An 18,643-nucleotide genomic window follows, 5' to 3' on the forward strand; every position below is an offset into this window, starting at 1 on the left:
CCCGAGCCGGCCGCTCGCACTCGGCGTCACATGACGCTTTGCGGTGCGGCGATGCGCGCGTGCGCAAGCGCACGGCGTCAGGGGCGGTCCTCGCTGGCGACAACCGCGAGCTTGCCCTGCCGCGCAAGGCTGGCCGCCTCCGTCGGCTTAAGGCCGCGCGCGAACGACGCGGCGCCGTCGACGGCGCATTTTTAGCGAACGCCACTATGTCCGATCCCGCTGCGAAGCCCCAGTCAGCCCCTACGATCATCGCCAATTTCGACCAATTCGGCCTCGGCCCTGACATCCTGAAGGCCATTGCCGAGCAAGGCTATACGACGCCGACGCCAATCCAGGCGCAGGCGATCCCGGTCGTGCTTTCGGGCCGCGACGTCATGGGCGCCGCGCAGACCGGCACCGGCAAGACGGCCAGCTTTTCGCTGCCGATCATTCAGCGGCTCTTGCCGCTCGCGAGCACGAGCGCTTCGCCCGCGCGCCATCCCGTGCGCGCGCTGATCCTCACGCCGACGCGCGAGCTGGCCGACCAGGTGGCCGCGAACGTCGAGGCGTACGCGAAGCACACGGCGCTGCGCAGCGCCGTGGTTTTCGGCGGCGTCGACATGGGACCGCAAGAAGCGGAGCTGCGGCGTGGCGTCGAAATTCTGATCGCGACGCCTGGACGCCTGCTCGATCATGTCCAGCAGAAGACGACGAATCTCGGTCAGGTTCAGATGCTCGTGCTCGACGAGGCGGATCGCATGCTCGACATGGGCTTCCTTCCGGACTTGCAGCGCATCCTCAACCTGCTGCCGAAGGAGCGCCAAACGCTGCTCTTTTCGGCGACTTTCTCGCCCGAGATCAAGAAGCTCGCCGCGACTTATCTGCGCAACCCGCAGACGATCGAGGTGGCGCGCAGCAACTCGACGGCGGCCAACGTCACGCAAATCGTCTTTGAGGTTGCCGAGGGCGACAAGCAGGGCGCCGTCGTCCAGTTGATTCGCGAGCGCGGCCTGAAGCAGGTCATCGTCTTTTGCAACAGCAAGATTGGCGCAGGGCGCCTTGCGCGCCAACTCGAGCGTGACGGAGTCGTGGCGTCGGCGATTCATGGCGATAAGTCGCAACTCGAGCGGATGCAGGCGCTCGACGCGTTCAAGCGCGGCGAAATCGAGGCGCTCGTCGCCACCGACGTCGCCGCACGCGGCCTCGACATCGTCGAGTTGCCGGCCGTCATCAACTTCGACTTGCCGTTCAACGCCGAAGACTATGTGCACCGGATCGGCCGCACGGGCCGTGCCGGCGCATCGGGCGACGCGCTTTCGCTTTGCAGCCCGAACGAGCGCAAACAACTGGCCGATATCGAAAAGCTGATCAAGCGCCCGCTCGAGATCCGGCCGCTGCAGGTAGACTCGCCCGTCCGGCATCACCGCGACGAGCATGGCCGCCGCGAACGCGACGAGCGTTCCGGGCGCCGCCGCGGTGCGCCCGCCTATGAGCGCACGGTGCACCGGCACGCGCCTGTCGACGACTTCTTCTACAAGCCCTACGAGCCGTCGCCGTCGGCGAGCAAGGGCGAGGAGCCGGAGAAGCCCGAGCCGGTGGCCAAGTCGGCACAGAAACAGCCGCTCGCCGCACTGCTCGGCGGCTTCGGCATGTCCCGCCGCAATACGTCGTCTTGAGCCGAGCGGCACTCCTCGGCCGCGTCAGAGCGGAAATTCCGTCGTCGACAAGATCTCTTTCAGCACCATGAAGCTCCGTATCTGCCGCACGCCGGGCAGATAGAGCAACTGCTCGGCGTGCAGCCGATTGAAGCTGTCGCTGTCGCGCGTGCGCACGAGCATGAAGTAGTCGAACTCGCCCGTCACCACATGGCACTCCATGCAGCCGGAGATGTTGCGGGCGGCCTTCTCGAATTCCGCGAAAGTTTCCGGTGTCGACCGATCGAGCACAATGCCGATCACGACGAGCATGCCCGCGCCGATCGCTTTCGGCTCCAGCAGCGCGACGACTCCGCGTATCAGACCTGACTCCTTCAATCGCTCAACGCGCCGCAGGCACGCGGGGGGGCTCAACTTCACCTTCGCGGCCAGGGCGACGTTGGAGATCGAGGCGTCGTGCTGCAAATGCTTGAGGATCGCGCGATCGATGCGATCCAGTTGAACGGGCGGCATCGGCGACAGCGGCGCCGACTGTTGGGCCGTGGCGGGACGATGACGTAATTTTGTTGCGCACATGGACGACAAGGGAAAACTTCGTTATGCGACGAGGCTCGCGTAGTCAGCAAACGTACGCCACGGTCGTTTATTTCGCAACCTCATTTCTTCAAAGGTTCCCTATCATTTTCTCGTCGCACGACACGGGATCCGCTTCGATCGAGCGGCCGCCGTCGCGCCGCTTTCTCACATCGACGATTGGAGCCTCGCCATGAATCTGCAACGGTTTTCCCGCTATCCCCTGACGTTCGGCCCGACGCCGATTCAGCCGCTCAAGCGCCTCTCGGCGCACCTCGGCGGCAAGGTCAATCTCTGGGCCAAGCGCGAGGACTGCAACAGCGGCCTCGCGTTCGGCGGCAACAAGACGCGCAAGCTCGAATACCTCGTGCCCGATGCGCTCGAGCAAGGTTGCGACACGCTCGTCTCGATCGGCGGCATCCAGTCGAATCAGACGCGTCAGGTGGCGGCAGTCGCCGCGCATCTGGGCATGAAGTGCGTGCTCGTCCAGGAAAATTGGGTCAACTATTCCGATGCCGTCTATGACCGTGTCGGCAATATCGAGCTCTCGCGCATCATGGGCGCCGACGTGCGTCTCGTGCCGGACGGGTTCGATATCGGCATTCGCAAAAGCTGGGAGGACGCACTCGCGAGCGTGCGTGAGGCCGGCGGCAAACCCTATGCGATTCCGGCCGGCTGCTCCGAGCACCGGCTCGGCGGTCTCGGCTTCGTCGGCTTCGCCGAGGAAGTGCGACAGCAGGAGGCCGAGCTTGGCGTCAAGTTCGATTACATCGTCGTCTGCTCGGTGACGGGCAGCACGCAGGCGGGGATGATCGTCGGCTTTGCGGCGGACGGACGCGCGGACCGGGTCATCGGTATCGACGCATCGGCAAAGCCCGACGCCACGCGCGCGCAGATTCTGCGCATCGCGACGCATACGGCCGAGCTCGTCGATCTGGGGCGCCCGATCGTCGATGACGACGTCGTGCTCGACACGCGCTATGGCGGCCCCGAATATGGGCTGCCGAACGACGGGACGCTCGAGGCGATCCGGCTCACCGCGCGGCTCGAGGGCATGCTGACCGATCCCGTCTACGAAGGGAAGTCGATGCACGGCATGATTGACAAGGTCCGTCTCGGCGAATTCCCGGCCGGCTCGAACGTGCTCTACGCTCATCTCGGCGGCGCGCCGGCGCTTTCCGCTTACAGCTTCATCTTCCGCAACGGCTGAAACGCGCCGCCCAGGCGGCGGTGGCTTCGGCGTAGAAGGTCTCGAGTGTCACGCTCGATGCCACGGCCGTCGTCGCGAGCCCGAGATGGCGCGCGGCCGCTTGCAGCGCTGGCAGCGGCCGGCTCGGGTCGAGCTCGGCCGCGCCCGTCTGCTTGCTGAGCTTGTCGCCGTGCGCGTCCACGACGACGGGCACGTGCAAATAAGCGGGCGTCGGCAGGCCGAGACAGCGCTGCAGGTAGATTTGACGCGCTGTCGAATCGATGAGATCGGCGCCGCGTACGACATCCGTGATGCCTTGGTCGGCATCGTCGACGACCACCGCGAGCTGATAGGCCCATTGGCCGTCGGCGCGCTTCAGGACGAAGTCGCCGACCTCGGTGGCAAGGTTTTGCGTGCGCGGGCCCTGCCATCTGTCGCTGAACGTGACGATCGCATCGGCGCCGTCGGGCACGCGCAGGCGCCACGCACGCGCGGGCTTGCCGCTGAGGCCTTGGCGGCACGTGCCGGGGTAGGCGAGCGTCGTATGGCGCGCGTGCGCATTGGCGAGCGAGTCGGCGATTTCCTTGCGCGTGCAGCCGCACGGATAGACGACACCGGCCGCCTCGAGGCGCTCGAACGCGTCTTGGTATAGCGCGGTGCGCCCGCTTTGCCAGACGGGGGGCTCGTCGGGGTGCATGCCGAAGCGCTCGAGCGTGGTGAGGATCCGTTCGTCGGCGCCGGGCACCGTGCGCGGTCCGTCGATATCTTCGATCCGAACGAGCCAAGTACCGCCATGTGCGCGCGCATCCAGGTAGCTTGCCAACGCGCCGACGAGCGAGCCAAAGTGCAAAGGGCCCGTCGGCGAAGGGGCGAAGCGGCCGCGGTAGGGGGCGCTCATGGACCGGGTTCCGCGGGGGCGGCAAATGCGTGCACTAACGGCCTCTTGTCAGCGCATGGAAGCGCTGCTTTGCGAGCGTTGGCGTGTGTCGCGGCCATGCTTACGCGGCCTGCGCGCGCTCCCGGTCCGGGTGACACGCGGGACATGTCTTGCCTGGCATATAGAGCGGCGAGCGCTGCGCGTCGGGCGTGACCACGGCGCGGCAGCCGAAGCACTGCAGCGTCTCGGTCGGCTCGAGTCGCGGGTTGAGCGCCGTGCGGTAGTCGAAGACGAAGCATTCGCCCTGATAGTGGGCGCCGCCGACTTCTTCGAAGTACTTCAGGATGCCGCCCTCGAGCTGATAGACATGGTCGAGGCCGACCTCTTTCATGTGGATCGCGGCCTTTTCGCAGCGGATCCCGCCCGTGCAGAACGACACGATGGTCTTACCGGCGAGCTCGGCGCGGTGCGCCTCGATCGCCTGCGGAAACTCGCTGAATTTCGTAATCCGATAGTCGACGGCGTTCTGGAACGTGCCGACATCGACTTCGAACGCATTGCGCGTATCGAGCATGACGACGGGGCGCCCCGCATCGTCGCGGCCGCTGTCGAGCCAGCGCTTCAGCGTGGGGGCGTCGACGGACGGCGCGCGGCCGAGCTCAGGCCGGATCGCCGGCTTTTTCATCGTGATGATTTCGCGCTTCAGCTTGACGAGCATTCGCCGAAACGGCTGCGTCGGCGACAGGCTTTCCTTGAACTGCAGCGCCGCGAATTTGCCTTCGAAGAGCGGATCGTGGCGGAGGTAGTCGATGAATGCGTCGGCGGCCTCGCGGCTGCCGGCGACGAAGAGGTTGATGCCTTCGGGCGCGAGCAGGATCGTGCCGCGCAACGCGAGCGCGGCGCAGCGCTCGGCGACGAGGGGGCGCCATGCGCGGATCGCGTCAAGCGTGACGAACCGGTAGGCGGCGAGATTGACGATGCTCATGTCGATGGTGCGGACGAAACCCGTATTATCCCGCAAATGGCCCGGGCAGCCCGGCAGATGCTGCTGACCCGGGATGTACAATACCGCCCATGTCAGATCCCCGCTTCGTCCATCTCCGCATCCACTCCGAATTCTCGATCGCCGACGGCATGGTGCGCCTCGACGACGTCGTCAAGGCCGCGGCCGAGGACGGCCAGGGCGCGCTCGCGTTGACCGACCTCGCGAATGCGTTCGGCCTCGTGCGCTTTTACAAAGAGGCCCGCGGCAAAGGCGTGAAGCCGATTGCCGGATGCGACGTCTGGCTGGCGAACCCCGACGATCGCGACAAGCCGTCGCGTCTTTTGCTGCTCGTCAAGGACCGTCGCGGCTACCTCAATCTCTGTGAGCTGCTGACGAAGGCCTGGCTCACGAATCAATATCGCGGCCGCGCCGAGATCGACGCGCAATGGCTCGACGGGCCGCTCGCGGAGGGGCTCATCGCGCTCTCGGGGGCCCAGCAAGGCGACATCGGCCTCGCGCTCGCTGCGGGTAACAAGGAAAGCGCCAAGCGTCACGCGATACGCTGGGCCGAGCGTTTTCCGAACGCGTTTTACATCGAGCTGCAACGCTGCGGGCAGCCGGGTGGCGAAGCGTACGTGCAGGAGGCCGTCGCGCTCGCGGCGGCGCTCGAGTTGCCCGTCGTCGCGACGCATCCGGTCCAGTTCATGACGGCCGACGACTTCACCGCGCACGAGGCGCGCGTCTGCATCTCCGAGGGGGACATCCTCGCGAATCCGCGTCGGCAGAAGCGCTTTTCGACCGAGCAGCGTTTCGCCACGCAAGACGAGATGGCTGCGCTTTTTGCCGACATACCGTCCGCCGTCGCGAACACGGTCGAAATCGCGAAACGCTGCAACCTGACGCTCGAGCTCGGCAAGCCGAAGCTGCCGCTTTTTCCGACGCCCGACGGCCTGTCGCTCGACGACTACCTCGTGCATCTTTCGAAGGAAGGTCTCGAGCGGCGTCTCGTCGAGCTCTATCCGGACGAGGCCGAGCGCGATGCCGAGCGCGAAAAGTACTACAAGCGTCTCGAATTCGAGTGCGGCACGATCATCAAGATGGGCTTTCCCGGCTACTTCCTGATCGTGGCCGACTTCATCAACTGGGCGAAGAACAACGGCGTGCCCGTGGGGCCGGGCCGCGGCTCGGGCGCCGGCTCCCTGGTCGCGTACGCGCTCGGCATCACGGATCTCGATCCGTTGCGCTACAACCTGCTGTTCGAGCGCTTCCTGAACCCGGAGCGCGTGTCGATGCCCGACTTCGACATCGACTTCTGCCAGGAAGGTCGCGATCGCGTGATCCAGTACGTGAAGGGCAAGTACGGCGCGGACGCTGTCTCGCAGATCGCGACGTTCGGCACGATGGCGGCCAAGGCGGCTGTGCGCGATATCGGGCGTGTGCTCGATCTCGGCTACAACTTTACCGACGGTGTCGCGAAGCTGATCCCGTTCAAGCCCGGCAAGCACGTGACGATCGCCGACGCGATGGAGGAGGAGCCGCTTCTCAAGGAGCGCTACGAGAACGAAGACGAAGTGCGGCAGTTGCTCGATCTCGCGCAGCGAGTCGAGGGCTTGACGCGCAACGTCGGCATGCACGCGGGCGGCGTGCTGATCGCGCCCGGCAAGCTGACCGACTTCTGCCCGCTCTACACGCAAGGCGACGATGGCGGCGTCGTGAGCCAGTACGACAAGGACGACGTCGAAGCGGTCGGCCTCGTGAAGTTCGACTTTCTCGGGCTGACGACGCTCACGATTCTCGATTGGGCCGAGCGCTACATTCGCGGCCTCGATGCTTCGAAGGCCGACTGGTCGCTCGCGCAGGTGCCGCTCGACGATCCCGCCGCGTTCTCGATCCTGAAGAAGGCCAACACGGTCGCCGTCTTCCAGCTGGAAAGCCGCGGCATGCAGGGAATGTTGAAGGACGCGCAGCCCGACCGCTTCGAGGACATCATCGCGCTCGTCGCGCTTTACCGCCCGGGACCGATGGACCTGATCCCGAGCTTCTGCGCGCGTAAGCACGGGCGCGAGAGCGTCGAGTACCCGGATCCGCGCGTCGAGCCTGTCCTGAAAGAGACCTACGGCATCATGGTCTATCAGGAGCAGGTGATGCAGATGGCTCAGATCATCGGCGGCTACTCGCTCGGCGGCGCGGATCTCTTGCGCCGGGCGATGGGCAAGAAGAAGCCCGAGGAGATGGCCAAGCACCGCGAGCTCTTCCGCGAAGGCGCGGCGAAGAACGGCCTCACGGCCGAGAAGGCCGACGAAATCTTCGACTTGATGGAGAAGTTCGCGGGCTACGGCTTCAACAAGTCGCACGCGGCGGCGTACGCGCTGCTTGCTTACTACACGGCGTGGCTGAAAGCGCACCACCCGGCCGAGTTCATGGCTGCCAACATGAGCTTGGCGATGGACGACACGGATAAGGTCAAGATCCTTTACGAGGACTGCAAGACCAACGGCATGGCCGTGCTGCCGCCCGACATCAACCGGTCCGCGTATCGCTTCGAGCCTGTGGCCGAGGCGGACGGCAAGCGTTCGCGCACGATCCGCTACGGCCTCGGCGCCGTGAAGGGCAGCGGGCAGAACGCGATCGAAGAAATCCTGCGCGCGCGCGAGGCGGGCCCGTTCACGAACCTCTTCGATTTTTGCGCACGCATCGACCGGCGCGTCGTCAATCGCCGCACCGTCGAGGCGCTCATTCGCGCGGGCGCCTTCGACGAGCTCCATCCGAATCGCGCGCAGCTGATCGCCTCGGTGCCGCTCGCGATGGAGGCGGCGGATCAGGCGAGCGCCAACGCGATGCAGGCGGGTCTCTTCGACATGGGAGACGCGGCCGAGGACGTGCACGAACTCGTCGACGAGCCGGCGTGGCCCGAAAAGCGCAAGCTGCAAGAGGAAAAGACCGCGCTCGGCTTCTATCTTTCGGGCCATCTTTTCGACGCTTACAAGGACGAGGTGCGACGCTTCGTCCGCCTCAAGCTTGCCGACCTGAAAGAGGGGCGCGACAAGCTCGTGGCCGGCATCATCGTTTCGTTGCGCACGCAGATGACGCAGCGTGGAAAGATGCTGATCGCGCTCATCGACGACGCGACGAGCCAATGCGAGGTCACCGTATTCAACGAGCAGTACGAAGCCAATCGAACGCTCTTCAGGGAAGACGAGCTCATCGTCGTGCAAGGACAGGCGCGCAACGACGCATTCACGGGCGGCATTCGCTTCACGGCCGATTCGGTGATGGATCTCGAGCGCGCGCGTAACCGCTATGCGCAAGGCGTCAAGATCAGCATGAACGGCAATGCCGATGCCGCGGCGCTCAGGCGTGTCCTCGAGCTCTACTGCGCGCCCGCGCAGGAGCCGGAGGCGGCGAGCGCTGCGTCCGTGAACGGAGCGGCGCGCACCAATGGGCGCGGTGCCGAGAATGGGCGTCAGCGTGCGCACGCGCCGGTTCGGAACGGACTCACGGTACAGATCGTCTACAGCAACGAGCGGGCGCAAGGCGAGTTGCGCCTCGGGGACGCATGGCGTGTGCGGCCGAGCGACGAACTGCTCGCCGAGCTGCGCAACACCTTCGCGGGCAGCGCCGCTGAAATCGTTTATTGAAGGACCGTCCAGTCCCTACAAGACCACAAGAAATGATGACCGGCTATATCGACAACTGCGTCGAAAAACTGACGAAAATCCCGTACCCGCTTGTTCCGCACGACCCCGAGAGCTTCCTGAGGACACAGTCTCGGTTGAAGCTCATGAAGAAGTACCTCCATCGCGACCTGGCGCTGCGACTGGGTGGCCAGTCGAAGCGCGAAATCCGGCAAATCGCGAAAGGAATGCGCGTGCTTTGGCTCTACACGGGTAAGGCCAACTTCGGCGACGCGATCATGGAAATGTCCGGCCGCGCATTGCTGCCGGGCGCGGATTTCAGCGTCGACCTTCTCACGCTTCCGAAGCTGCATCCGTTGTTTTGCGAGGACGACATCTTCGAGAACGTTTACTCGCACGTCGATGCGCTGGAAGGCCGGCGATACGACGCCGTCGTATTGAACGAGTTCAACTATCCGTCGATCGAACTCAAAAAGCGGCACTTCAGGAAGACGCCGTTTGCGTGCCTGTTTCAGTACTTCCATGGGCCGTCGCGCAACCAGACATTGTTCAGTTTCGCGGCCGTCAACGATGTATTCGGTATCGGGCTCCGCGACGAGGCGCTCATCCAGATCGCCAAGCCTTATCTTCAATGCAACGACGCGACGCGGCGTGCCGTCAGCGGCAAGCGGCCCGAACGTACGGCCATGGCGCTTTCCGTCGGCGGGATCGATCAGAATCGGTCCTATCGCCACTGGCCATCCTTGCTTGCCATGCTCGACGCGATGGACGACGATCGCGTTCCGCGGCAGATCGTGCTGCTGGGATCGGACAACGGCCTGCAGATGGCCGACGAAATCATGCGGAAGACGTTTCGTCGCCTCGAGGTGGTATCGCACGTCGCACGCCTTTCGTTGCTCGAGGCACGCGAGATCATCGCAGGCTGCCGCTTGTTCGTCGGCTGCGACGGCGGTCTGATGCATGTCGCGCATTCCACCGAGACGCCAAGCGTCACGATCTTTTCGCATCGTGAGCCGATGCGTTTCTTCCTTACCCGGCGCTGCCACTCAGTCGGCCTTCAAAGCCCGGGGGGTGCGAGCGAAGTGCCGCCGGATGCCATCGGGGATGCCGTCCTGCGGCAGTTGGGAGTGACGGCGAGCCTATCCGCCGATGCAGTGCAGGCGCGGTGATCCGTCTGACCAGAGAGATCACCGCACAGTAGCCGCCATGTATACTAGCGGGTCTTCACTGACAGGCAGGGCACGGACCTGACGCGATGCGCACGGTCTGCTCCAGTTCGCTGTCGCGCGTCGCTTCGCGCGAGCTTTGCTGCCTGGTGCATCTCCCAATCAGATTTTGCGTGCGTCCGCGCGGCGCGCGCCGAAGTCCTTCGACATGAACCGTTCGACCATCAGCCCTGCATGGATTGCGCGCCCGAGCAACGCTGCCGCAGCCTTGTTTCTGCTTTCTTATCCGACGGTGACGCTCGTTGTTCATGGCGGCGCGAGCGCGCTTCAGCTCGCGGCGACTTTCGTCTCGCTCATTGCGCTCGCGCTACCGGACGACTCGCAAACGCCGGGTGTCGATCGGATAACGATTGCCACATGCGTGGCGCTGGCGAGTCCGCTGGCCGCGACGTTGATCAGCGAGCTCTGGTACGGCAATCTCGTTTTCAGCCTGCTCGACGCGCCTTCGCGCTTCGTGGCCGCCGTGCCGATCCTGCTTGCCATGCGGCGCGTGCCGGCCAAGATACTACGTTGGAGCGATCTTTCGTTCGCGATAGGTGCTATCGCAGGATGCCTGGTGCTGCTCATTACGCAGCGCGCGGAAGACGATCGGCTGGCCGGCCCGTTTCTCGACGCCATCCATTTCGGTGACATCGCGCTAGTGTTGGGCGCGCTCTCGGCTTTGTCGCTGAATTGGTGGAGAAAGGACGCCGTTCCCGTGCGGTTGGTCAAGATCGTCGGGTTGCTCGCCGGGCTCTATGCGTCCGCGCTCACCGGAACGCGAGGCGGCTGGCTTGCCATACCGGCCATCGCGCTGATCGTTTATCTGCGCAAGAAGAAGTCCGCCGGAAGGCGCGTGCTGATTCCGCTCGCCGTCTTCGCGGCGATCGTCGTGGTTGGCGCGAGTTCCGCCGCCGTGCGCGATCGCGTCTTGCTCGTCTGGTCGGACCTCGTTCAATACACCCATGGTTACAAGGATACGTCGACGGGTGTCCGGCTCCAACTCTACGAGGCCGCGTTGATGCTGATGCGAGAGCATCTCGTATTTGGCGTCGGTCCGAATGGTTTTGCCGACAGTATGCATGCGCTCGCGAGCGCAGGCAGGCTGACACCGCTCGCGGCCGCTTTCGGCCGCGGCGAGACGCACAACCAGATGCTCTTCTACGCGGCCAACTACGGTCTTATCGGCGGACTCGCCGGTATCGCGCTCCATCTCGTTCCGTGCCTGATGTTCGGGAAGTACTTGAGAGCGTCTACCAGTCAAGTGCGCGGCGCAGCGCTCATGGGTCTCACGTTCGTCGTCTCGTTCTGGATATTCGGGCTCAGCGTCGAGACCTTCGATTTGAAGATGGTGGCGTCGTTTTATGCTGCCGTCATCGGCATCCTCGGGGGCATCGCGACCTCGCCGGCGCTCGCGCCAGCAGCGGAGCGCGGCGCCAATCCGTCCATCAGCGGCACGCAATCCTCATGTTCAGCATCCTGATCCCTACGTGGAACAATCTGCCGTACCTGAAGCTCTGCATCGAGAGCATCAGACGACACTCCGCCTTCGATCACGAAATCATCGTGCACGTCAACGAGGGGACGGACGGAACGCTCGAGTGGGTTCGCGCACAAGGGCTGCGGCATACATGGAGCCGCGGCAACGTCGGCGTCTGCATCGCGATGAACGACGCCGCGCGGCTCGCCACGCGCGATTGGATCCTGTTCATGAACGACGACATGTATTGTCTGCCCGGATGGGATCTTGCTCTGGAGGCGGCGGCACGTCCGTTCGGCGACACCCCCGTCTATCTCGCCGCGCGACTCGTCGAGCCCGTCGATACGGGCAATGAGCTCGTCGGCGTCGCCAACTTTGGGACGGGCCCCGACAATTTCGACGAGGCGGGATTGTTGAGCTACGCCAAGGGCCTCGGTTTCGCGGATCGCAACGGCGTGGCGTCGCAGCCGATGCTGACTCAGCGGCGCCTCTGGCATATGGTGGGCGGCTACAGTATCGAGTTCGGCCCCGGCATGAGCAGCGACGACGATTTCCTCATGAAGATCTGGCTCGCCGGCTGCCGCGTTTTTCGCATCGTCGGGTCGAGCCATGTCTATCATTTCGCTTGCGCGACCACGCGCCGGGTCCGCCGCAATAAAGGCGGGCGCACGTTCATCCTCAAGTGGGGCATCTCGCAACAGGACTTCATGCGCGACTATGTTAGAAGGACGGCGTCCGTCGATGCCGCGTCGCTGCCGAACGTTCCGCGGCCGGGCCTCAAGCGGCGGCTGAAGCGGGCGGTCTATGCGTTCGGTCGCTACCCCACGGGCGATCTCGAGGCTTGGGAGCCTGATTTGCCGCGGCAGATCGTCATGGACAGCGCGGCCGATCAACCTGTCGGTACCGAATAGCCATGGCCATGCGTGACGACAGCGCCGGCACGGGGAGGCGCATGGAGACGAACGTCGAGCTGGCCGCTGGCGAAACGCGGGCTGCCGGAACGCGATCCGGCGAGAATGCGCGCGGCTTTCTTCCGAAGCCGCCGCGCAGCATCCTCGTCGTGTGTACACGCCGGATCGGCGACGTTCTGCTGACGACACCATTCGTACGGTCGCTGAAGGCCCAATGGCCCGACACGCCGATCGACATGCTCGTCTTCCGCGGCACGGAGGGCGTCGTCGAGCACAACCCCGACATACGCCGGGTCATCACCGTCGCGCAGCGCGCGCGCTTTCGCGAGCGGCTTGCCGATGCCGTGCGGATGTGGCGCCGTTACGATCTCGCCTGTGCGGCGATTAGCTCCGACCGTCCGCGTTTCTATGCGTTTTTTGCCGGCAAGAAGCGCATCGGTCTCGTCGATCCCGATCGGTTGACGCTGCTCAACCGTTTCATGCTCCATAGGATCGCGCTCAACGAGCATCGATCGGTTCACACCGTGAGGAGCAGCCTGGCGCTGGCGGCGGCGATCGGTATTCCGCTTCATGCCGAAGTCGTACCGCCCGGCATCGGCGACGATCCGGCAAGCCGCGCGCGCTTCGACGCACGCTTCGATGAACCGCCGGCCATCGTGCCCGGCGAGCCGTTCGTCGTGCTTCATCTGCTGCCGATGTTCGAGTACAAGCGCTGGTCTTTCGAAGGCTGGATCGACGTCATTCGCTGGCTGCGTGCGCGCGGATTCGCCATCGTGCTTTCGGGCGGTCCGGCGCAGGCCGAGCGGGATTACGCCGAACGCGTCGCGGCTGCGACAGGCGAGCCCGTTCTGAACCTGGTCGGTCGGCTGTCCTTTGGTGAAAGCGCCGAGCTTTACCGCCGCGCGCGGCTCTATATCGGGCCGGACACCGGCGCGACGCACGTTGCGGCGGCGACGGGCACGCCGACGCTGGCCATCTTCGGGCCTTCCGACCCCGTGCGCTGGGGCCCTTGGCCCCGGGGTTGGCCTGCCGACCGCGATCCGTGGCCGCTGCGCGGCTCCGACCGCAAGGGCAACGTCTACCTGCTGCAGGGGGAAGGTGCGTGCGTACCCTGTCGAGAGGAAGGGTGTGATCGCCACATCGGCAGCGCGAGCGCTTGTCTCACGGGCCTTCCAGCGAGTCGCGTCATCGCGGCCGCGGCGCGGATGCTCGGGCTCGCGACGTAGCGGGCTTGGCTTGCCGTTGTGCGGCGAACGCAACGCGAGGGGCGGGGAGGCGTTGGCGAATTCGTGCCGTCAACGCGTCAATTCCAATGCGCGGACTCCTGGAGGCCGCGTTCGGCACGAGTGGTGCGATCGGCGAGCCGCGCGAGGACGCGCGCGTAGTTCGGCCCCTCGCGGTCGCGAGGCGCTTCCGCGTGCCACAGGTGCAGCACTTCCGTCGACCAGAAGCCATTTTTTCGAACGACGCCCGCGTTGTGCAGCCTGGCGACGAGATCGGCGTCTTCGTGGCCCCATCCGACGAAGGTTTCGTCGAACCCGTTGACCGCTTCGAGGTCGCTGAGCCACGCGGCGAGGTTGCAGGTTTTGATGCCGCGCCAGACGAAACCGTCGACGCGCCGCAATGGGAGATCCGGCAGACGGATGGCGATCGGCAGAACCTTGTTGACTTGGGCGGCGGCACGCTGGCGCAGCCAGAAAGTCAGCGCTTCCCGCTGCAGCGGCAGGCGTTGCGCGAGCACTTCGTTGGTGAGGCGAGGCGCCAACAAGATGCGACTGCCCGTGACGACGGTGCGCTCGTGCGCCAATGCGCGGTGGCGTGCCACGAAGTCGCGCTGCGGCACGCAATCGCCGTCGAGGAAAATCACGTAGTCGCCGCGCGCGCTCCGCAGTGCCTTGTTGCGGCTCGCCGCTGCGCGAAAGCCCTCGTCGGGCTGCCAGACATGGTTGATCGAAATGGGCGACGTGCGTGCGATGTTCTCGATGAGCGTTCGCGTCGCGGCTCCCGAGCCGTCGTCGGCGATCACGATCTCGAATTGGCGATCGGTCTGATCGAGGCAGGCGCCGATGACGAGCTCGAGCGCGTCCGGGCGATTGTAGGTGGTGACGATTACAGTGATCAGTTTGTCATGAGACATGGCGGTCGTCGTCCGACGCGTGCTGCCGTTCGAGCGCCAGCATCAGCTTGAGGTATCGGTAGTAAGCGCCCTCTGCATTGGAGACGGCGAGTATAAACCCCATCCTTCCGTCGAGGAATCCGCCCTTTATGAGGTAGGTTTTGACGAACGCCCACAAGCCATGCGTGATCGCCTGGCGCACTCCGCCGCGTTTGCCGTTGACAGCCAATCGCTGCCGCGCGCCGGCGCTCGAGTAAGCATCGATCTTGCGCAGCACGGTTTCGAAGTCGTCGAAGGAGTAATGAAGCAGCTTCCCGCTCAGTCGGCCGGGCGGACCTTCGAAAACGAGCCGCTCGTGGACGAGATCGTCCGAGAAGCGGGCCGCGCCGCGCCGAAAGAGCCGCGGCACCCAGTCAGGAGACCAGCCGCTGTGCCGCATCCAATGGCCGCAGAAGTTGGAGAGACGGTCGAGCTCGAAGACTTCGGCCTGCGCGACGGCGATGGCCTCGCGGATGGAAGCGGCAAGCTCGGGTGTCACGACCTCGTCCGTGTCGATCGAGAGGATCCAGTCGGTGGCGAGCGCGGCTACGGCGCGGTTCTTCTGCGGACCGAAGCCGGGCCATTCGCGCTCGACGACGACGCGAGCCCCATGCGCCTCGGCAATCCGTACCGTGGCGTCGCTGCTGCCGCCGTCGACGACGACGATCTCGTCCGCGAACGAGACGGCTTCGAGGCATTGCGCCAGCCGCGCCTCGCTGTTGAGCGCGATGATGGCGACGCCGAGAGTAGGGCGCGGGCGGTTGGACGACGGGACGGTCACGGTTCGGTTCTGCGGTGACGGGTGAGCGGAGTCGGAGTATACCGGTCGGGCCGGCGCGCGGTCGAATACGCCGAGCGGGGCGTGCGTCTGTCGGGAGTTTTCCGCCTTTGGACGGCATCGGCCCGGGCGAGCCGCGCTTCGAATGGCGGCCGGCTATAATGCATCGATTTTTCCGGGTGAGGGCGAAACCAGCCCCTCCGTTTCGGGCGCGCTATGGCGCGCCCTGGCAAGCGCAGCGAGGCGCGGTCAATTCAGGCGAACGCGAACGCCTCGCTTCGCCGCCTCGAGCCGCTGCAAAGGGAATCCGTTGGACACCAGAAATACCTTGCGCAAGACGATCGGCGCGACGGGCACGTCGGCCGCGTCCGTGATGAAGCGGCTTTGGCCGTACGTGAAACCCAATTTGTGGGTCATCGTGCTGGCCATCGTTTCGATGGGCGCGAGCGCGGCGACCGACGCCGGCATCCCCGCGCTCCTGAAGCCGCTGCTCGATCACGGCTTTGGCGCGAAGGCCAACGTGAGCGCGCAGTGGCTCGTGCCGCTTGCGGTGATCGGCCTTGCCCTGGTGCGTGGCGTCGCGCAGTACGCGTCGGGCTATCTGCTCTCGTACGTCTCTAATCGGATCCTGCTGGATCTGCGGCTCCGGATGTTCGAGCGGATGATCCATACGAGCGCCTCGTTCTTTCAGCGTGAAACGGCAAGCACCGTCATCAACGCGATCGTGTTCGAGGTCAATCAGATACTTTCCGTGCTGACGAGCGTCATGATCACGCTCGTGCGCGATTCGCTGACCGTGCTGTTCCTGCTCGGCTATCTGTTCTATCTGAACTGGCGGCTGACGCTCATCGTCGCCGTGATCCTCCCCGGCATCGGCTGGATCGTGAGCAAGATCAACCGCCGGCTGCGTCGCCTCGGCCGCGAGCAACAGACGCTCACGAACGAGCTCTCGTACATCGTCGAGGAAACCGTCGGCGGCTATAAGGTCGTCAAGGTGCACAACGGCGAGTCCTACGAGATGAACCGCTTTACGGCGATGAGCAAGCGCCTGAGAGGATACGCGATGCGGATGACCGTGTCCGGCGGGCTCGCTCAGCCGATCACGCAGTTTCTCGCATCGATCGCGCTTGCGATCGTCATCACGATTGCCGTCGTGCAGTCTGCCCATGACCAGACGACCGTCGGCGGCTTCGTCGCATTCGTGACATCGATGCTGCTCGTGATCTCGCCGCTCAAGCATCTGATGGACGTCAACCAGCCGCTGCAGCGCGGAATGACGGCGGCCGAGCTGATCTTCGGGCTCATCGACGAGCCCTTGGAGCCCACCGGCGGCACGCGCAAGCTGCCTGCCGCGCGCGGCGACATCGAGTTTCGCAATGTGTCCTTTGCCTATGCGGCGAGCGAGCGTCCGATACTCGACCGGGTCTCCTTCAAGGCGGCGCCGGGCGAAATGATCGCGCTAGCCGGCCCCTCGGGCAGCGGCAAGACGACGCTCGTGAACTTGCTGCCGCGCTTTTTCGATCCGAAAGGCGGGACGATTTTGGTCGATGGCGTGCCGATCGACGAGTACGACATTCACGAGCTGCGCGGTCAGATCGCGATGGTTAGCCAAGACGTCGTGCTCTTCAATGACACCATCGCCGCCAACGTCGCGTATGGAGAGGCGGCGGACCGTGCGCGCGTCGAGGCGGCATTGCACGCGGCAAACCTTTCGGACATGATCGCGACGTTGCCGGAAGGCATCGACACGCCGATCGGCGGCAACGGGATGCGGCTCTCGGGCGGGCAGCGCCAGCGTCTCGCGATTGCGCGCGCCATCTACAAAAACGCGCCGATTCTGATTCTCGACGAAGCGACGTCGGCGCTCGATTCGGAATCGGAGCGCCATGTGCAGGCGGCGCTCGAGACGCTCATGCAAGGGCGCACGACGCTCGTCATCGCGCACCGCCTCTCGACCATCGAGCGCGCCGACCGCATTCTCGTCATGGAGAGCGGGCACATCGTCGAGCAGGGCAACCACGACGAACTGCTGCGGCAAGGCGGGCTCTATGCCCATCTGCACCGGATTCAGTATCAGCAGCAGGCTGCGTGAGCGCGCTCGCGCACGCTCGAGAGGCGCCGCCGGCCTGACGTCAGAAACCGCTCGTCACGAGCGATAAGACGGTCAAGTCGGGATGCGTGCCGTCGACGATCGTGCGTCCGACATGGAGTCCTTCGTCCCAGGCTGCTTCCGCGCTCGGAAACGTCTCTTCGCCGTCGGCGTGAAACGGGACCGTATGCCCGGGCAGTTTCGGATCCGCTCCGGGATGGCAGACATACCCGACATAGGTGAAGCGGTCGCTCGGCGCGAGCTCCCGGTGCTGTCCCCGTTCGTCCTCGTGGCCCTTCACGAGCGCCACGACATGGATTTCGAATCCTTCATACGCGGTCGTTCGCCAACGGGCGTCTTCGTGAGACAAGACTTCCGGCATGGTCGCCTCCCAAACGCTTCCATTCGTTCCGATCAATGCCGATGCCGCAGCCGGTCCCAGACGCGATGGCTCTCGAGCCGGCCCAGCCACTTGTCGCGGCGGTGTTGACGCCGGTAGTGCGATGTCACGAGGATCGCCGCGACGGCCAGCACGATCACGCCCGTCACGATGCTTTCCATCGATTCGGCCATGAGACCTCCTTACGGAACACCTGCATAACGCCAATTCTAGGAGATTTGCGCGACGGTGCCGCACGGCGGCCGGGTGCTTGCGCCGAGCGGCGCGCCGATGTTTACCGCTGTTACTGGCGGTGACAACTTAGTTTCGAACGCGGGCCCGCGCTTGCTTCTCTAATTCTTGAGGATCAAGGGGAGATGAAGCGATGTTCAGATCATTGATTGCTCTGGCCCTTATCGGCGTGCTCGCGGGCTGCGTGGTCGATCCCGCGGCGTCGCCGTATTACGGTTACGGGTACGGAAACGACTACGACTACCCCTATGGCTATGGCTATGCGCCGGGGTATTACGATTACGGCGGACCGTCGGTCGCCCTTGGATTCGGTTACTGGGGCGGGGGCGGCGGCCATCACCACTGGGATCACGATCGCGGCTGGCACGGCGATCACGGATGGCATGGCGGGCACGGCGGCGGCTGGGGCGGCGGTCACGGATGGGGGCACAGGTGACTGTCGTACCCATTAAGGGCGACGATTGCCATCTTCGTTTTGAGATAGGTATGCTGGGCCCTGTT

At 64.8% G+C, this 18,643-nt stretch carries 16 protein-coding genes; 9 read left to right on the plus strand and 7 right to left on the minus strand.

The features are described 5' to 3' along the window. Positions 1 to 38 precede the first annotated feature (38 nt). Positions 39 to 1,655 carry a DEAD/DEAH box helicase gene (locus AB4Y31_RS13990; protein ID WP_368674382.1) on the plus strand — a complete coding sequence of 539 codons (1,617 nt, stop codon included), beginning with the start codon at positions 39 to 41 and terminating at the stop codon, positions 1,653 to 1,655. A 24-nt stretch (positions 1,656 to 1,679) separates the two neighbouring features. Here the strand turns inward: AB4Y31_RS13990 and AB4Y31_RS13995 are convergent, their stop codons facing one another. Then, positions 1,680 to 2,210, minus strand: coding sequence for an Lrp/AsnC family transcriptional regulator (locus tag AB4Y31_RS13995; RefSeq protein WP_368674519.1), 531 nt, complete (start codon positions 2,208 to 2,210; stop codon positions 1,680 to 1,682). A 190-nt stretch (positions 2,211 to 2,400) separates the two neighbouring features. On the opposite strand from AB4Y31_RS13995, the gene AB4Y31_RS14000 reads away from it, so the two are divergent. Continuing rightward, positions 2,401 to 3,417 (plus strand): 1-aminocyclopropane-1-carboxylate deaminase, encoded by a 1,017-nt coding sequence (locus tag AB4Y31_RS14000; protein WP_368674383.1) that lies wholly within the window; start codon positions 2,401 to 2,403, stop codon positions 3,415 to 3,417. Here AB4Y31_RS14000 and gluQRS read toward each other — a convergent pair. Continuing rightward, on the minus strand, positions 3,398 to 4,294 hold the full coding sequence (gene gluQRS / locus AB4Y31_RS14005; RefSeq protein WP_368674384.1) for a tRNA glutamyl-Q(34) synthetase GluQRS: 897 nt from the start codon (positions 4,292 to 4,294) through the stop codon (positions 3,398 to 3,400). The two genes, AB4Y31_RS14000 and gluQRS, sit on opposite strands and share 20 nt — an antisense overlap. Positions 4,295 to 4,394: 100 nt before the next feature. Beyond that, positions 4,395 to 5,258, minus strand: coding sequence for a sulfurtransferase (locus tag AB4Y31_RS14010; protein WP_368674385.1), 864 nt, complete (start codon positions 5,256 to 5,258; stop codon positions 4,395 to 4,397). Positions 5,259 to 5,347: 89 nt separating this feature from the next. On the opposite strand from AB4Y31_RS14010, the gene dnaE reads away from it, so the two are divergent. The 5 genes from dnaE (at position 5,348) to AB4Y31_RS14035 (ending at position 13,715) form a co-directional block, all read left to right on the plus strand. Further along, positions 5,348 to 8,896, plus strand: coding sequence for a DNA polymerase III subunit alpha (gene dnaE, locus AB4Y31_RS14015; RefSeq protein ID WP_368674386.1), 3,549 nt, complete (start codon positions 5,348 to 5,350; stop codon positions 8,894 to 8,896). Between the two features lie 32 nt (positions 8,897 to 8,928). After that, complete coding sequence (locus AB4Y31_RS14020; protein WP_368674387.1) at positions 8,929 to 10,062, plus strand: glycosyltransferase family 9 protein; 1,134 nt, start codon at positions 8,929 to 8,931, stop codon at positions 10,060 to 10,062. A 205-nt stretch (positions 10,063 to 10,267) separates the two neighbouring features. Beyond that, entirely contained in the window at positions 10,268 to 11,581 is a 1,314-nt protein-coding gene (locus AB4Y31_RS14025) for an O-antigen ligase family protein (protein ID WP_368674388.1), read from the plus strand. Then, positions 11,566 to 12,489 carry a glycosyltransferase family 2 protein gene (locus AB4Y31_RS14030; protein WP_368674389.1) on the plus strand — a complete coding sequence of 308 codons (924 nt, stop codon included), beginning with the start codon at positions 11,566 to 11,568 and terminating at the stop codon, positions 12,487 to 12,489. The genes AB4Y31_RS14025 and AB4Y31_RS14030 overlap by 16 nt, the downstream gene beginning before the upstream one ends. Before the next feature lie 2 nt (positions 12,490 to 12,491). Further along, on the plus strand, positions 12,492 to 13,715 hold the full coding sequence (locus AB4Y31_RS14035) for a glycosyltransferase family 9 protein (RefSeq protein ID WP_368674390.1): 1,224 nt from the start codon (positions 12,492 to 12,494) through the stop codon (positions 13,713 to 13,715). A 77-nt stretch (positions 13,716 to 13,792) separates the two neighbouring features. On the opposite strand, the gene AB4Y31_RS14040 is transcribed toward AB4Y31_RS14035, so the two are convergent. Both AB4Y31_RS14040 and AB4Y31_RS14045 read right to left on the minus strand, forming a co-directional pair. Beyond that, complete coding sequence (locus AB4Y31_RS14040; protein WP_368674391.1) at positions 13,793 to 14,626, minus strand: glycosyltransferase family 2 protein; 834 nt, start codon at positions 14,624 to 14,626, stop codon at positions 13,793 to 13,795. Then, entirely contained in the window at positions 14,616 to 15,425 is an 810-nt protein-coding gene (locus AB4Y31_RS14045) for a glycosyltransferase family 2 protein (protein ID WP_368674392.1), read from the minus strand. The genes AB4Y31_RS14040 and AB4Y31_RS14045 overlap by 11 nt, the downstream gene beginning before the upstream one ends. A gap of 307 nt (positions 15,426 to 15,732) precedes the next feature. Here AB4Y31_RS14045 and msbA point away from each other — a divergent pair, with 307 nt between their 5' ends. After that, positions 15,733 to 17,514, plus strand: a complete 1,782-nt coding sequence (msbA, locus tag AB4Y31_RS14050) for a lipid A export permease/ATP-binding protein MsbA (protein ID WP_368674393.1) — start codon at positions 15,733 to 15,735, stop codon at positions 17,512 to 17,514. Positions 17,515 to 17,554: 40 nt separating this feature from the next. Here msbA and AB4Y31_RS14055 read toward each other — a convergent pair whose 3' ends face one another. Together AB4Y31_RS14055 and AB4Y31_RS14060 are read right to left on the minus strand one after the other, a co-directional pair. Then, positions 17,555 to 17,893, minus strand: a complete 339-nt coding sequence (locus AB4Y31_RS14055; RefSeq protein WP_368674394.1) for a hypothetical protein — start codon at positions 17,891 to 17,893, stop codon at positions 17,555 to 17,557. A gap of 32 nt (positions 17,894 to 17,925) precedes the next feature. After that, positions 17,926 to 18,084: a hypothetical protein gene (locus AB4Y31_RS14060; RefSeq protein ID WP_018442965.1), complete on the minus strand. Its 159-nt coding sequence runs from the start codon at positions 18,082 to 18,084 to the stop codon at positions 17,926 to 17,928. A 191-nt stretch (positions 18,085 to 18,275) separates the two neighbouring features. Between AB4Y31_RS14060 and AB4Y31_RS14065 the strand changes: the two genes are divergently transcribed. Next, positions 18,276 to 18,578, plus strand: coding sequence for a hypothetical protein (locus AB4Y31_RS14065; protein WP_368674395.1), 303 nt, complete (start codon positions 18,276 to 18,278; stop codon positions 18,576 to 18,578). Positions 18,579 to 18,643 lie beyond the last annotated feature (65 nt).

Source organism: Trinickia sp. EG282A, assembly GCF_040965455.1.
In the GTDB taxonomy this organism is placed as follows: Bacteria; Pseudomonadota; Gammaproteobacteria; order Burkholderiales; family Burkholderiaceae; genus Trinickia; species Trinickia symbiotica.